The sequence below is a fragment of the Streptomyces sp. WAC04114 genome (genome assembly GCF_019733245.1).
In the GTDB taxonomy this organism is placed as follows: Bacteria; Actinomycetota; Actinomycetes; order Streptomycetales; family Streptomycetaceae; genus Streptomyces; species Streptomyces massasporeus_A.
The window spans coordinates 1-13,942 of record NZ_JAIGQA010000111.1; the positions used below are offsets into that span (position 1 = coordinate 1).

13 protein-coding genes and 1 pseudogene are annotated in these 13,942 nt (G+C 70.7%); 6 read left to right on the plus strand and 8 right to left on the minus strand.

Features of this window, described 5'->3' with window-relative positions; genetic code table 11:
• Nucleotides 1–233: 233 nt before the first annotated feature.
• Nucleotides 234–455, plus strand: a pseudogene (locus tag K4G64_RS25290) (pyridoxamine 5'-phosphate oxidase family protein); the annotation flags it as partial.
• 113 nt (nucleotides 456–568) lie between these two features.
• Here K4G64_RS25290 and K4G64_RS25295 read toward each other — a convergent pair.
• The 5 genes from K4G64_RS25295 to K4G64_RS25315 form a co-directional block, all read right to left on the minus strand.
• Nucleotides 569–1,396 (minus strand): carbohydrate ABC transporter permease, encoded by an 828-nt coding sequence (locus tag K4G64_RS25295; protein WP_221758300.1) that lies wholly within the window; start codon nucleotides 1,394–1,396, stop codon nucleotides 569–571.
• Nucleotides 1,397–1,401: 5 nt separating this feature from the next.
• Nucleotides 1,402–2,322, minus strand: a complete 921-nt coding sequence (locus K4G64_RS25300; protein WP_221758301.1) for a carbohydrate ABC transporter permease — start codon at nucleotides 2,320–2,322, stop codon at nucleotides 1,402–1,404.
• Between the two features lie 16 nt (nucleotides 2,323–2,338).
• The gene (locus K4G64_RS25305; protein ID WP_221758302.1) at nucleotides 2,339–3,706 is read right to left on the minus strand and encodes an extracellular solute-binding protein; all 1,368 of its coding nucleotides are present in this window, start codon (nucleotides 3,704–3,706) and stop codon (nucleotides 2,339–2,341) included.
• Nucleotides 3,707–3,826: 120 nt separating this feature from the next.
• On the minus strand, nucleotides 3,827–4,516 hold the full coding sequence (locus K4G64_RS25310) for a response regulator (protein WP_221758303.1): 690 nt from the start codon (nucleotides 4,514–4,516) through the stop codon (nucleotides 3,827–3,829).
• Nucleotides 4,513–6,183 carry a sensor histidine kinase gene (locus tag K4G64_RS25315; RefSeq protein ID WP_221758304.1) on the minus strand — a complete coding sequence of 557 codons (1,671 nt, stop codon included), beginning with the start codon at nucleotides 6,181–6,183 and terminating at the stop codon, nucleotides 4,513–4,515. The genes K4G64_RS25310 and K4G64_RS25315 overlap by 4 nt, the downstream gene beginning before the upstream one ends.
• Nucleotides 6,184–6,381: 198 nt before the next feature.
• Here K4G64_RS25315 and K4G64_RS25320 point away from each other — a divergent pair, with 198 nt between their 5' ends.
• Nucleotides 6,382–7,773 (plus strand): cation:dicarboxylate symporter family transporter, encoded by a 1,392-nt coding sequence (locus K4G64_RS25320; RefSeq protein ID WP_221758305.1) that lies wholly within the window; start codon nucleotides 6,382–6,384, stop codon nucleotides 7,771–7,773.
• Nucleotides 7,774–7,854: 81 nt separating this feature from the next.
• On the opposite strand, the gene K4G64_RS25325 is transcribed toward K4G64_RS25320, so the two are convergent.
• A complete protein-coding gene (locus tag K4G64_RS25325) occupies nucleotides 7,855–8,469 on the minus strand; it encodes a TetR/AcrR family transcriptional regulator (protein ID WP_221758306.1) in 615 nt (204 codons plus the stop codon).
• A gap of 110 nt (nucleotides 8,470–8,579) precedes the next feature.
• Between K4G64_RS25325 and K4G64_RS25330 the strand changes: the two genes are divergently transcribed.
• Nucleotides 8,580–10,253 carry a DHA2 family efflux MFS transporter permease subunit gene (locus tag K4G64_RS25330; protein WP_221758307.1) on the plus strand — a complete coding sequence of 558 codons (1,674 nt, stop codon included), beginning with the start codon at nucleotides 8,580–8,582 and terminating at the stop codon, nucleotides 10,251–10,253.
• Nucleotides 10,254–10,675: 422 nt separating this feature from the next.
• Here K4G64_RS25330 and K4G64_RS25335 read toward each other — a convergent pair whose 3' ends face one another.
• Nucleotides 10,676–11,596, minus strand: a complete 921-nt coding sequence (locus K4G64_RS25335) for an aldo/keto reductase (RefSeq protein ID WP_221758308.1) — start codon at nucleotides 11,594–11,596, stop codon at nucleotides 10,676–10,678.
• Between the two features lies 1 nt (nucleotide 11,597).
• Entirely contained in the window at nucleotides 11,598–12,512 is a 915-nt protein-coding gene (locus K4G64_RS25340) for an NAD-dependent epimerase/dehydratase family protein (protein ID WP_374206445.1), read from the minus strand.
• Between the two features lie 45 nt (nucleotides 12,513–12,557).
• On the opposite strand from K4G64_RS25340, the gene K4G64_RS25345 reads away from it, so the two are divergent.
• The 3 genes from K4G64_RS25345 to K4G64_RS25355 are packed head-to-tail and all read left to right on the plus strand — an operon-like array spanning nucleotide 12,558 to nucleotide 13,830.
• Nucleotides 12,558–13,067, plus strand: a complete 510-nt coding sequence (locus K4G64_RS25345) for an Lrp/AsnC family transcriptional regulator (protein ID WP_221758310.1) — start codon at nucleotides 12,558–12,560, stop codon at nucleotides 13,065–13,067.
• Between the two features lie 29 nt (nucleotides 13,068–13,096).
• The gene (locus tag K4G64_RS25350; RefSeq protein WP_221758311.1) at nucleotides 13,097–13,510 is read left to right on the plus strand and encodes a MerR family transcriptional regulator; all 414 of its coding nucleotides are present in this window, start codon (nucleotides 13,097–13,099) and stop codon (nucleotides 13,508–13,510) included.
• Entirely contained in the window at nucleotides 13,504–13,830 is a 327-nt protein-coding gene (locus tag K4G64_RS25355) for a co-chaperone YbbN (RefSeq protein WP_260460948.1), read from the plus strand. The genes K4G64_RS25350 and K4G64_RS25355 overlap by 7 nt, the downstream gene beginning before the upstream one ends.
• Nucleotides 13,831–13,942 lie beyond the last annotated feature (112 nt).

Genomic DNA, 13,942 nt, shown 5'->3' on the forward strand with positions numbered 1-13,942 from the left:
GACTGGGGTGGAGGAAGGGGCAGGGGCTGGCTCGGTCGGGCTGTAGGTCGGCGCACGGCCCACAAGCTAGGGCGGCGGGAGTGGGCTGACTACGGTCTGTTCGGCCAGGATCACGGATTGTACGAACCTACGGCTACCGGCGGGTTCGACCGGGGCTGAAGATCGTCTGCCGGCGGCGGCGCGGGCGGGGCGAGGAGGGCGCCGGGTCCGATGCTCGCGGGCCCGGAAAGGCAGTGACTCTCGTGAACGGCAAGCTCAACGGGCATATTCGTGAGCGTCTCCTCGCGCCGAGCTTCTGGCATCTCGCGACGGTGGGGGTGGACGGGACGCCCCGGGTGTCGCCCATGAGGGCGGACATCGAAGGGGAGTACGTCATGGTCAACACCTCCATGGGGCGGGTGAAGGAGAAGAACCCGCGGCGCAATCCGTACGTTTCGCTGTCGCACCACGACCCCGCGAAGGGTGGGGGGGGCCGCGCCGGGGGGTGTCCGCCCTCGGAACGGCGCGATGGACCTTCATTCCGACTGCGTCGTGGTGCGGACCCACCCGGCCCCGGCGGTCGTGCTGTTCAGCCTTGGACCGCGCCTCCCAGGGCGAAGCCTCCTCCGAGGCGGCGGGCTATCAGGACGTACAGGAGGATCACCGGGGTCGAGTAGACGATGGAGAACGCTGCCAGCTGGCCGTACGCCACCATGCCGCGGTTGCCGAAGAAGTCGTTGATGCTGACCGAGGCCGGCATCTGGTCGGGGGTGAGCAGGAGCATGAAGGGGACGAAGAAGTTGCCCCACATCATGACGAAGGAGAAGACCGTCACCACGGACACGCCCGGGCCCATGAGAGGCAGGACGATGCGGAGGAGGGACTGGAACGCCGAGGCCCCGTCGGTCCAGGCGGCCTCCTCCAGCTCCTTCGGTACGCCGTCCATGAAGTTCTTCATCAGCCAGATGGCGAAGGGGAGTTGGGAAGCAGCGAAGAAGAAGATCGTGCCCTGCATGGTGTCGATCAGGTCCACCTGCACGAAGAGCGCGTAGACCGGAACCATGATCGCCGTGATGGGCAGGCTCGTGGCGAAGAGGATCGTGAGGAGGAAGGGGCGGTTGAAGCGGGAGCGGAAGCGCGAGAGCGGGTAGGCGGCCAGGGCCGCGCAGACCACCGTCAGCAGCGTCGCGCCGCCGCACAGGATCAGGCTGTTGAGGAGCGGCGTGAAGGTGATCTCGGGGGTGAGGATCGCGTCGAAGTTGTCGAGGGTCAGGGAGGCGGGGGTCTTCACTCTCAGGTTCGCGTCCGGGTCCAGGGCCGAGAGGACCACCCAGGCGAGGGGGAGGACGAAGGCTGCCGCGGCCACGAGGAGGCCCGCGTCCGCGGCCAGGCGGCGTGTCGTACGGCGGGAGGCCATGCGCGTCAGACCTCCGTTCGCAGCAGGCGCAGGTAGACGAGGGAGAAGAGCGAGCCGACCAGGAGCAGGAGCAGGGCGACCGCCGTGCCGTAGCCGATCAGGCTGTTCTGGAAGGCCTGTTCGTACATGAAGAGCGGCAGGGTCTGGGACCTGCCGCCCGGGCCGCCTCTCGTCATCACCCAGATCAGGCCGAAGACGGAGAGGGTCTGGAGGGTGTTGAGCATCAGGTTCGTGCCGATGGAGCGGCGGATCATGGGGAGCGTGATGTGCCACATGCGGCGCCACCCCCCGGCCCCGTCGACCTCCGCCGCCTCGGTGATCTCCCTGGGGATCTCGTTCAGCGCGGCCGAGTAGACCAGCATCGAGAAGGCCGTGCCGCGCCAGACGTTCGCGAAGGACACCGCCAGGATCGGGAGGGTGAACAGCCAGTTCTGGGACGGCAGGTGGAGCCAGTCCAGGATGGCGTTCAGGGTGCCCTCGCGGCGGAAGAAGGCGTAGAGGAGGAAGCCGGCGACGACCTCCGGCAGGACCCACGCCGTGACCACGATGCCGCCGGTGAGGGTGCGGACCGGTTTCGACGCGCGCTGCATCAGCGCAGCCAGCGCGAGGCCCAGCGTGTTCTGCCCGATCAGGGAGGAGACGACGGTGAACACCAGCGTCAGCCATACGGCGTTGAGGAACGCCTCGTCGCCGAAGGCCCGGGTGAAGTTGTCGAAGCCGACGAACGACGCCTGGGCCTGGCCGGTGAGCTGGAGGTCCGTGAAGGCGATGTAGACGCAGTAGGCGATGGGGCCCGCGAGGAAGAGGAGCAGGAGGACGATCGCGGGGGTGAGGGGGAGGATCCGCACCGGCAGGCGGGAGCCGCGTGCCGGGTGCTTGGCGTCCGGGGATGTGGACAGGCGGGGGCGGGGTGCCGTGGTGGTCATGCCCGGAGGTCCTCGCTCACCGTTCGACCACCTGGTTGTCCGTCGCGTCCTTCAGCGCGTCCGTGTACGAGCCCGTCGCCTCCTTCACCGACGTGTCACCCGTGGTCACGCCCTCCATCGCCTCCTGGATGGCCGTGGAGACCTTGGGGTAGGCCGGGTAGGCGGGGCGGTAGTGCGTCGTCGACACCAGGTCAGTGAAGAACTTGATGCCGGGCTGGGCGTCGACGTAGGCGGGGTCCTCGGCGACGTCCTGACGGACCGCGATGCCCGAGTTGGCGACGTACCACTTCTGCGCGTTGGCCTTGGTCTGCATCGTCTTGACGAACTCGAAGGCCAGGTCCGGGTTGCCCGCCTTGGCCGGGATCGACCAGGTCCAGCCGCCGGACATGCTCACCTTGCCGGGCGCCTGCCCGTTCTGCGTGGGCATGGCCGCCAGGCCCAGTGTCTTCGACCACTCGGGCCACTCGTGGCCGCTGCCGGGCAGCCAGTCCTGGGGGAGCCAGGAGCCGTCGAGGGCGATGGCCAGCTTGCCCTGCGGGAGCCATTCGCCGCGGACCCGGGTCATGACATTCGGGTCGAGGGCGTCCGAGACGTCCGGGCCGAGCTTCTCCTGGTAGACCGTCTCGACGAAGGAGAGGGCGTCCTCGAAGCCCTTGCCGCCGGCGATCCACTTCTTGGAGGTCTTGTCGTAGAGGGGGTCCGTACCGCCGTCGCCCGTGCCGTAGAGCAGCATCTCGAAGGTCTGCATGGTGGCCGCCTCGCCGACCGGTTTGCCGGTGTAGGCGTTGAGCGGGATGACGTCGGGGACCTTCTTCTTGACGGCGCGGGCGGCGGTGAGGATGTCGTTCCACGTCCTGGGCTGCCAGTCGGCGGGGAGGCCGGCCTTCTTGAAGATGTCCTTGTTGAACCACAGGCCGCGGGTGTCGGTGCCGTCGGGGACGCCGTACGTCTTGCCATCCTCGCCCTTGGCCGCCGCCTTCGCCGTGTCGATGAACTGGTTCCAGTCCGGCCACTTGGCGAGGTAGGGGTCGAGCGGCTTCAGATAGCCGCTGGTGATGTCCGAGTTGATGAGGAACGTGTCCTCGTAGACCAGGTCGGGGGCGGTCTTGGGGGAGCGGAGCATCTGCTGGAGCTTGGTGTAGTACTCCGAGTCCGGGGCCTTGATCGGGACGAGCTCGACCTTCTTGCCGGGGTGGGCCTTCTCGAACTGCTTCTTGATGTCCGCGAGATAGGTGTCCATCACCTTCACGGAGTTGTCCGTGGACTGTTTGAAGGAGACCTTCACGGTGTCCGGGTCGCTGCCGGATCCGCCCCCGCAGGCGGTGAGCGTGGTTGCGGCGAGGGCCAGGGCGACGAGGGGCGTGAGAGCGGCGGTGGGGCGCACGGCAACGACCTCCTACGGGCGCACTTCTCTGTGGCCGGGACGGCTGCGTCGTGAACCTAAGTTGAGTGGTCTAGTCAGGTCAATGCGTGTGCGGGGGTTTGATCGGCGGCTGATGAACCGTCACTGGCCCGTGACCCAGCGGTACTGCAACTCCGGCCGCCCCACCGTGCCGTACTGGGGGCGGCGCGCCGCGCGGCCCGCGTCGACCAGGTGCTCCAGGTAACGGCGGGCCGTGATGCGGGAGATGCCCACGGATTCCGCGACACCGGCGGCCGTGAGCCCCTCCGCGCTGTCGCGCAGGGCGACCGTCACCCGCTCCAGCGTCGGCGCGCTCAGTCCCTTGGGCAGCGCGGCCGGGCCCGGTGCGCGCAGGGCCGCGAGCGCCCGGTCCACCTCGTCCTGGCCGCTCGCCTCACCGACCGCCGCGTGAAACTCGGCGTAGCGCACGAGACGGTCGCGCAGGGTCGCGAAGGTGAACGGCTTCAGCACATACTGCACGACCCCGAGCGAGACGCCCTCGCGGACGACGGCCAGATCGCGCGCCGACGTCACCGCTATGACGTCCGCGTGATGGCCGGCCGTCCTGAGGGACCGGGCCAGTTGCAGCCCGTGCACGTCCGGCAGGTGCAGATCGAGCAGGAGGAGGTCGACCGGGGTGCGCTCCAGGGCCCGGCGGGCCTCCGCACCCGAGTGCGCCTTGCCCACGGCCACGAACCCGGGCACCCGGTCCACGTACAGCACGTGCGCGTCGGCGGCGACCGGGTCGTCCTCCACGACCAGCACGCGGATGGCCTTCTCGCTGCTCGTCATGCGTCGCCTCCAGCGCCTCTGACGACCGGGGCCCCGGATGTCACGCCCGCGTCCGCCGCCCCGGCCTCACCCAGCGGCAGCCGTACCTCGAACTCCGCCCCACCCCCGTCGGCCTGCGCCACCGTCAGTGAGCCCTCGTGCCGCTGGGCCGCCTGCCGGACCAGCGCCAGCCCGAGACCGCGGCCGCCCGGGCCCGCCGGTTTCGTCGAGAAGCCCCGCTGGAAGACCGCCTCGGCGTGCTCGGGATCCACGCCCGGGCCCGTGTCCGAGACCCGCAGCACCAGCTCCGGGGCGTCGCCGGAGTTCCTGGTGTACGCCGCCACCGTCACCCGCGCCCGGGCGCTGCCCTGCGCCGCGTCCACAGCGTTGTCGATCAGGTTGCCGAGGATGGTCACCAGGTCCCGCGCCGGCAGGGTCTCGGGCAGCAGGCCGTCGTCCAGGCTGCTGTCCTCCGACACCATCAGCTCCACGCCCCGCTCGTTCGCCTGGGCCGTCTTGCCCAGCAGCAGCGCCGCCAGCACCGGCTCGCTCACCGCCGCCACGACCTGGTCGGTCAGTGCCTGCGCCAGCTCCAGCTCGGCCGTCGCGAACTCCACCGCTTCCTCCGCCCGGCCCAGCTCGATCAGCGAGACGACCGTGTGCAGCCGGTTCGCCGCCTCGTGCGCCTGTGAGCGCAGCGCCTGTGTGAAACCCCGCTCGGAGTCCAACTCGCCCATCAGTGACTGGAGTTCGGTGACATCGCGCAGGGTGACGACCGTACCGCGCCGCTCACCGCCCGACACCGGCGAGGTATTGATCACCAGGACCCGGGACGCCGTCAGATGCACCTCGTCGACCCGGGGCTCCGAGGCGAGCAGGGCACCCGTCAGCGGGGCCGGCAGCCCCAGCTCCGCCACCGACCTGCCCACCACGTCCCCGGCCACGCCGAGCAACTCCCGACCTCCGTCGTTGATCAGCGCCACACGGTACTGCCCGTCCAGCATCAGCAGCCCCTCGCGCACGGCGTGCAGGGCGGCCTGATGGTAGTCGTGCATCCGGCTGAGCTCGGTCGCGTTCATGCCGTGGGTGTGGCGGCGCAGCCGGGCGTTGACGACGTACGTGCCGACCGCGCCCAGTGCCAGCGCGCCGGCCGCGACGCCGAGCAGGGCCGTCAGCTGGTCCTGGACCCGCGCTGTGATCTGCTCGACCCGGATCCCGGCGCTGACCAGGCCGACCACCCTGCTGCCGTCCTCGATCGGGGTGACGGCGCGGACCGACGGGCCGAGCGTGCCGGTGTAGGTCTCGGTGAAGGTCTGGCCCTTCAGGGCCCGCTCGGTGTGCCCCTGGAAGGTCTGGCCGATCCGCCGGGGGTCGGGGTGCGTCCAGCGGATGCCCCGGGGATCCATGATCGTGATGAAGTCGACCTCGGTGTCCCGCATCACCTTCAGCGCGTACGGCTGGAGCTCGGCGGTCGGGTCGTCGGTGCGGGTCGCGGCCAGCACGGACGGGGAATCGGCCACCGAGCGGGCCACCGCCCTGGCCTGCCGCGCCGCGGCCTCCTCCGCCTGGCTGCGGTCGCTGACGTAGGTGAACAGCGCGTATCCGGCCACGACGACCGCTATCAGGACGGCCTGCATGGCGAAGAGCTGGCCCGCCAGACTGCGGGGACCGGGGACGGTGAAGCGCATGCCGTCAGTCTGCACCGTGGCTGATTGTGAACTAAATGAACGGAAGGGTGACCGCGCTCACAGAGCAGGACATAGTCACGGCATTCCCCATAACGCATCTCCGGGAGCCCCGCTCCGCGTTTCCCGGGCCTCCCGGAATCTTTTCCGGACGTGAGCCGCACGCCGGTGATGCCGACGACGTCGTCAAGGAGGGCCGCCGTGACCAGCGCAGCCGATACGGCACCTGCCGCACGCAAACCCAAGCGGGACCGCACGCACTACCTCTACATCGCGGTGATCATCGCGGTCGCCGCCGGTATCGCGGTGGGACTGGCCGCACCGGAGTTCGCGCAAGAGCTGAAGCCGATCGGCACGGGCTTCGTGGCCCTGATCAAGATGATGATCTCGCCGATCATCTTCTGCACGATCGTGCTGGGCATCGGCTCGGTACGGAAGGCCGCCAAGGTCGGTGCCGTCGGCGGTATCGCCCTGGGCTACTTCATGGTGATGTCGCTGGTCGCGCTGGGCATCGGCCTGGTCGTCGGCAACATCCTGGAGCCGGGCACCGGCCTCGCGGTGACCGACGCGGTCAAGGACGCCGGTCACGCGCAGATCGACGCCGAGGCGAAGAACACCACGGAGTTCCTGCTCGGCATCATCCCGACCACGATCGTGTCGGCGTTCACCAACGAGTCGGTCCTGCAGACCCTGCTGATCGCCCTGCTCGCCGGTTTCGCCCTGCAGGGCATGGGCTCGGCCGGCCAGCCGATCCTGCGCGGCATCGAGCACATCCAGCGGCTCGTCTTCCGCATCCTCGCGATGGTCATGTGGGCCGCCCCGATCGGCGCCTTCGGCGCCATCGCCGCCGTCACCGGCTCCGCGGGCCTGGAGGCGCTCAAGAGCCTCGCCGTGCTGATGCTCGGCTTCTACGTGACCTGCTTCCTCTTCGTCTTCATCGTGCTCGGCGTCCTGCTGCGCGTCATCTCCGGCCTGAACATCCTCACTCTGTTCAAGTACCTGGGCCGGGAGTTCCTGCTGATCCTTTCCACGTCCTCGTCCGAGTCCGCGCTGCCGCGGCTCATCGCGAAGATGGAGCACCTGGGCGTCAGCAAGCCGGTGGTCGGCATCACCGTCCCGACCGGCTACTCCTTCAACCTCGACGGCACCATGATCTACATGACCATGGCCTCGCTGTTCATCGCCGACGCCATGGGCACGCCGATGTCGATCGGTGAGCAGATCCCGCTGCTGCTCTTCCTGCTGGTGGCCTCCAAGGGCGCCGCCGGTGTCACCGGCGCCGGTCTCGCGACCCTGGCCGGTGGACTGCAGTCGCACAAGCCGGCCCTGGTGGACGGCATCGGCCTCATCGTCGGCATCGACCGCTTCATGAGCGAGGCCCGCGCCCTGACCAACTTCGCGGGCAACGCCGTCGCCACGGTGCTGATCGGCACCTGGACCAAGGAGATCGACAAGGACCGCGTGAACCAGGTCCTCGCCGGTCGGCTGCCCTTCGACGAGAAGACCCTGCTGGACGACGGCCACGACGGCCCGTCCGAGGATCACGTCGGGGTGCCCGAGCAGGGCGGCGAGAAGGAGCTGGCGAAGGCCTGACGGCCGCGCCGCCCCCCCCTGGAATCCGGGCGGCTGGGTGTCCCCCCGTCGCTCAGCCGCCCGGTTCACCGCACAGACAGATCAAGCGTTCAGTTTCGCCACCAGCTCGGTGGCCTTCGAGGCGGGCACGCCCGCCGTGGTCAGTACGGTGACCGCGGCGCAGCGGCCCGCCTCTCGCGCTGCCAGCAGGCCGTCGTTCACCGCCTCCATCACCGCGAACAGCGTCTGCTCGTGTACATACGCCAGGGCCGGAGCCGGCAGTGGTGAGCTGAAGACATCCTCGTCCAGCCCGCGCTGCAGCAGCCCGATGCTCGCCTGGCGGACCGGGGCGAGCCGCTCCCGGATGCCCTGCATGGTGACCGTGCGCTGGGCGAGTGCGACCAGCAGCCGGTAGCGGTCGGCGATCGCCCACACCGCCAGCACCGAGCGCGCCACCGCCTCCGCCGGGTCCCGCACGTCCTCGCGGCCCGCAGCGTGCGCGGCCGACAGCGCCTCCACGGCCTCGTCGACGAGCGTGCTGATCAGCGCCTCGCGGCTGGGGAAGTGCCCGTACACCGTCCGCCGTACGACGCCCGCGGCCCGTGCGATCTGGTCCATGGACGCGTCGGGGTCGCGCAGCAGCTCGGCGAGGGCGATGTCGAGGATGCGGCGGCGGTTGGCGTCGGCGCGGCTGGTGCCCGTGGTCATGGACGTCATTGTGCCCCTTCCCCGATTGATTTGCACAGTGCTGTGCAACGAAGTAGATTGCACATCGTTGTGTAAATGCACAGCCATGTGCAACTCAAGCCGGGAAGGCAACCCCCGCCATGCGACTCGTGATGAATGAACCGGCCGAGAGGATGGACCGCCCCTACGCACGCCGCTGGTGGGCGCTCCTCGTGCTCTGCCTCAGCCTGCTGATCATCGTGATGGCCAACACCGCCCTCACCGTCGCCGCGCCCGACATGACCGCGGACCTCGGCCTGAACAGCGCCGACCTGCAGTGGGTGATCGACGGCTACACCGTCCCCTACGCCGCGCTGATGCTGCTGCTCGGCGCGATAGGCGACAAGTACAGCCGCCGGGGCGCGCTCGTCCTCGGGCTGGTCGTCTTCGCGGGCGGTTCCGTCTTCGGCTACCTCGCCGACAGCGCCACGACGGTCATCGCCGCACGGGCCGTGATGGGCGCCGGTGCCGCGATGATCATGCCCGCCACGCTGTCCCTCCTCGCCTCGACCTTCCCGCGCGCCGAACGGGCCAAGGCCATCACGCTGTGGACCGCCACGGCCGGCCTCGCCATCGCGGCCGGACCGCTGGTCGCCGGCGCCCTGCTGGAGAACCACGGCTGGTCCTCGACGTTCCTCATCAACGTCCCCGTCGCGGTCCTCGCCGTCCTCGGCGCCTTCGTCCTCGTACCGCCGTCCAAGGCCGCGGACCGCGGGCGCATCGACTACGGCGGCGGACTGCTGTCCGTGGTGTGGATCGCCGCGCTGGTCTACATGATCATCGAGGGGCCGCACTTCGGCTGGGGCGTCAAGGCCGTCACCGCGGCGGTCGTCGCCGGAGTCGCGCTCGTCGCCTTCGTCCTCTGGGAGCTGCGCCACCCGCGCCCGCTGCTCGACGTCCGACGCTTCACCCACCGCGGCTTCGCCGGCTCCAACCTCGCCGTCGCCCTGTTCTTCCTGGCGGTCTTCGGCGCCTTCTACTACCTGACGCAGCACCTGCAGTTCGTCCTCGGCTATGACGCCCTGGACACCGGCCTGCGCATGCTGCCGCTGGCGGGCGCGGTGTTCGCGGGGTCGGCCCTCACGGGCTTCCTCACGCCCCGGGTCGGCATGAAGTGGACCGTCACGGCCGGCATGGTCGGCGGCACGGCGGCCCTGGCGCTGCTCACCCGGGTCGACGCCGGTGCGTCGTACGGCGACTTCGTCGCGCCCCTGGTCGTCCTCGGCCTCTCGATCGGACTCGCCCTGTCCCCCTGCACGGACGCCATCATGGGGGCGTTCCCGGAGTCAAAGCTGGGTGTCGGCGGCGCGGTGAACGACACGTCGCTGGAGCTCGGCGGTTCGCTGGGCATCGCCATCCTCGGCTCGCTGCTGGCGACGTCGTACTCCGGCCACCTCTCGGACGCGACGGCCGGCAGCAAGCTCCCCGCCGACTCGCTGTCCACCGCGCAGGACTCCGTCGGGGCCGGGTACGCCGTCGCCCAGGGCATCGGCGACAAGGCCCGGCAGCTCGCCGAGCAGGCCGCGCACACCGGCGACCCCCAGCAGGCGGAGCGGCTCCGGGCCCAGGCCGAACAACTCGGCGACGGCGCCCGGCAGATGGCCGACGCGGTCGGCTCCTCGTTCTCCGACGCGGTCGCCCACACCAGCCTGATCGGGGCCGTGATCCTGGGCATCGGCACGGTGGTGGTGGCGCTGCTCCTGCCGGGCAAGGAGAAGACGGCGGAGGAGCCCGCGGACGAGAACAAGGAACTGGAGTCCGCGGGGGCCCGCTAGACCGTGAACGCGACGTCCCGTCCCTCGCTCGCGAGCCAGACGGGACGTCGCACCCGGCCCGGGCCCTCCCGCGAGAGCGGCACCACCGCCGACGGGCGACAGGCGCCGCCTGCGCGGCCGGCCCCGAAGAGGCCCGCCCCGGCCGCTTCGCCCGGCAGGACGCGTCCGCGGCCGTCCGAGGGCCGCCACCGGGGGAGGGGGGACGGGTCTGCCGGTGACCGACACAGGTCGCGCGCAGGCGCGGCCGGTTCGCCTCGGTGGTCTCGTCCGCTGAGGTGGCCCGGTCGGAGGCAGCAGCTTGCCCACCCGGCGGTGGGGACGACGGCACGCACCGGCCCGGCCGCCTCGTTCGCCCGGGCACTTCCGCCGCGGTGGCCGTGGCTGCGGCCGACTGCGGCCTCCCCCCCCCGCAGCCGGGACGGCTACGCGTCCATGACCGGTGCCGGACGCGCACCGCCCCCGGTCGCCTCGTCCAACCGGGCCGTCTCCTCCGGGGTGAGCAGCAGGTCCGCCGCAGCCGCCGAGTCCCTGATCGTGTGCGGGCGGCTCGCCCCCGGGATCGGGATGATCGCCGGGGAGCGGGCCAGCAGCCAGGCCAGGGCGACCTGCTGGGGACTGACGCCGCGCTTCGCCGCCACCGCGTGGAACGCGGCGAAGCGCTCCGTCCCCTCCGTGCGCGACGGACCGTCGAGGGAGCTGCGGGACAGTCCCCCCAGCGGGCTCCACGGCAGGAAGGCCAGCCCCAGTTCCGCGCACAGCCGCAGTTCCGGGTCACTGTCCCGGACGGCGGGGGAGTACCGGTTCTGCACCGACACCAGCCGGTCGCCGAGGATCGCGCGCGCCCGGCGGATCTGGTCCGCGTCGGCGTTGGACACACCGGCCAGCCGGATCGTGCCCGCGTCGAGCAGCTCGCGCAGCGCCCCGACCGACTCCTCGAAGGGCACGGCGGGGTCGGGCTTGTGCAGTTGGTAGAGGCCGATCGCCTCCACGCCCAGCCGCTCGCGCGACGCCTCGGCGGCCGCCTTGAGGTGGCGGGGGGCGCCGTTCACCGTCCAGTCCCCGCCCGCGGGGCGTCCGCGGCCGCCCTTCGTCGCCACCAGGACGCCGGAGGTGTCACCGGCGTAGGCCTTCAGCGCGCGGGCCACCAGGCGTTCGTTGTGCCCGGGCTCCGCGCCCGGCAGATGGTACGAGTCGGCCGTGTCCAGCAGGGTCACGCCCGCGTCGAGGGCGGCGTGCACGGTCGCCAGGGCGCGTTCCTCGTCCGGCCGGCCCTCGATGGACAGCGGCATCGCGCCGAGCCCGACCGCGCTCACCCGCAGCCCGCCGATTGTCCTGTAGCGCACGTCAGCGGCCCTTCCCGAGCGTCTCGGCCACGGCACGCGGCAGCCACTGCCGGGCCTCGCCGAAGGTGAAGCCGAGCCGGGCGGCCCGGGTGTTGTCCATGCCGTAGGAGCGGCGGAAGGAGAACGGCGAGACCTCCCCGACCTCCACGGGCCGGAACTCCGTCCGGCCGCCGGGGACATGAGCGGCGACCGCCACGCACAGCTCCCCGGTGCTCAGTGTCCCGAAGGAGGCCGCGTTCACCGGGCCGGTGAAGTCCTCGCCCGCAGCCCAGGCCAGGAAGCGGGCGATCTCCTCGACGTACACGTAGGTGGCCGGCCGGTTCACCGCCGGCACGGCGATCGGCTCGCCGCCGCGTATCCGCTCGGCGTAGTGGGCCAGCCTGCCCGTGAAGTCGTCGTCCCCGCCCAGCACATGGGCCACCCGCACCGCCGTGTACGGCAGCGCCGCGCCCCCGGCGGCGAAGACCGCCTCGGCCTGCCGCTTGCCCTCCCCGTAGTGGGTCTGAAGGAACGCGGGGTCGTCCCACGGGAGTTCGAGGTCGACGCCGACGGTGGCCGGGTCGACGGCCTGCTCGCGCACCAGGGCGGGGGAGTCCTCGTACTCGTACACCTCGACCGTCGAGGTCATCACATAGCGGCGGGTGCGTCCGGAAAAGACGCGGCGGGCGATCGCGGCCTGGCGCGGGGTGTAGCAGACCTGGTCGACGACGACGTCGAAGGAGCGCGAGCCGAGCGCGCCGGTCAGCGAGCTTTCGTCGTCCCGGTCGGCGCGCAGGTGTTCCACCCCGGCGGGCGGCGGGGAGGACCCCCGGTTCAGCACGGTGACGCGGTGCCCGGCGGCGAGCAGCCGTGCGAGCAGACGCTTTCCGACGTAACGGTTCCCGCCGATGACCAGGACTTTCAGGGCCTTTTCCATGGTCATAATTCTCCCGGCGTACATCCGCGCTCTGAAGGGGGAACCATGGGAGTTCAGGCGTCCGCGCCGAAAGAACCACGGCAGTCGCGCACCGCCGCCGACGAAACATCGGCGGCCTTCGACGCGCTGGACCGGCAGATCCTCCAGCTGCTGCAGACCGACGGCCGGATCAAGCTCAGCGAGCTCGGCCGCCGGGTCAGACTCAGCCCCGCGGCCGTCACCGAGCGGGTGCGGCGACTGGAGGCGGCGGGCGTGATCAGCGGCTACGGCGCCCACGTCGTGCCGGCCCGGCTCGGCTACGGCATCCAGGCGTTCATCCGCGTGAACCCGCACGGCGGCTACACCCTCAAGCACCCGAGGACCCTGGAGCTGATGGAGCGGCCCGAGATCACCGAGGTGCACCACGTGGTCGGGGAGGACTGCTGGATCCTCAAGGTCGCCGTCCGCGACACCGTCCACCTGGAGGACGTCCTGGAGGGCGTCTCCGCGCTCGGCCGCACCACGACGTCGATCGTGCTGACCTCCCCGGTGGAGCGGAAACCGCTGTTGCCTTGACGCCGGGGTCAAGGATTACGTTCGAGCGCATGCGAATCGGCGAGCTGGCCGCACGGGCCGGGACCACGACGCGAACGCTGCGGTACTACGAGTCGCGGGGGCTGTTGCCCGCGCGGCGCATGGGCAACGGATACCGGACTTACGACGAGAGTGACCTGCGGCTGCTGCGGCAGATCAGGACGCTCCAGGACTTCGGATTCGACCTGGAGGAGACGCGGCCCTTCGTGGAGTGCCTGCGCGCCGGGCACCCCGAGGGCGACTCCTGCCCGGCGTCGCTCGCGGTCTACCGGCGCAAGCTGGGCGAACTGGACTCCCTCATCGGTGAGCTGACCACCGTCCGGGACACGGTCGCGCGGCAGCTGGCCCGGGCCGAGCTGGCCGCCGAGGCGGAGGTTCCGGGTGGTCCGGAACCCGTGTGCGAGCTGGGAGGGGACCCATGGTGACCGGCGTGATGGATGTGACGGACGGGGACTTCGAGGCGGAGGTGATCGGCGCGGAGCTGCCGGTGCTGGTGGAGTTCACCGCAGACTGGTGCCCGCCCTGCCGGCAGATGGGCCCGGTGCTCAAGGCCCTCGCCTCCGAGGAGGGCGGCCGGCTGAAGGTCGTGCAGCTCGACGTCGACTCCAACCCGCGCACGACCAACGCCTACAAGGTCCTGTCCATGCCGACGTTCATGGTGTTCCGCGGCGGCGAGCCCGTGAAGTCGATGGTGGGAGCGCGCGCGAAGCGACGGCTGCTGGAGGAGCTCTCCGACGTGCTGTGACATCCGGAAGAGAGGAAATCCCCCGAGCGTAATTGCGCTCGGGGGATTTCCTTGCGTATATTTGTCTGTTCGTGACTTCCAATGGATTGAAACCCATTGAAGCCACAGTGAA

What these genes read in the sequence shown, in the direction of transcription:
- K4G64_RS25295 (WP_221758300.1), bottom strand. Translation starts at nt 1,396, where the DNA reads ATGGCCTCCCGCCGTACGACACGCCGCCTGGCCGCGGACGCGGGCCTC.
- K4G64_RS25300 (WP_221758301.1), bottom strand. Translation starts at nt 2,322, where the DNA reads ATGACCACCACGGCACCCCGCCCCCGCCTGTCCACATCCCCGGACGCC.
- K4G64_RS25310 (WP_221758303.1), bottom strand. Translation starts at nt 4,516, where the DNA reads ATGACGAGCAGCGAGAAGGCCATCCGCGTGCTGGTCGTGGAGGACGAC.
- K4G64_RS25315 (WP_221758304.1), bottom strand. Translation starts at nt 6,183, where the DNA reads ATGCGCTTCACCGTCCCCGGTCCCCGCAGTCTGGCGGGCCAGCTCTTC.
- K4G64_RS25325 (WP_221758306.1), bottom strand. Translation starts at nt 8,469, where the DNA reads ATGACGTCCATGACCACGGGCACCAGCCGCGCCGACGCCAACCGCCGC.
- K4G64_RS25330 (WP_221758307.1), top strand. Translation starts at nt 8,580, where the DNA reads ATGCGACTCGTGATGAATGAACCGGCCGAGAGGATGGACCGCCCCTAC.
- K4G64_RS25340 (WP_374206445.1), bottom strand. Translation starts at nt 12,512, where the DNA reads ATGGAAAAGGCCCTGAAAGTCCTGGTCATCGGCGGGAACCGTTACGTC.
- K4G64_RS25345 (WP_221758310.1), top strand. Translation starts at nt 12,558, where the DNA reads ATGGGAGTTCAGGCGTCCGCGCCGAAAGAACCACGGCAGTCGCGCACC.
- K4G64_RS25350 (WP_221758311.1), top strand. Translation starts at nt 13,097, where the DNA reads ATGCGAATCGGCGAGCTGGCCGCACGGGCCGGGACCACGACGCGAACG.
- K4G64_RS25355 (WP_260460948.1), top strand. Translation starts at nt 13,504, where the DNA reads ATGGTGACCGGCGTGATGGATGTGACGGACGGGGACTTCGAGGCGGAG.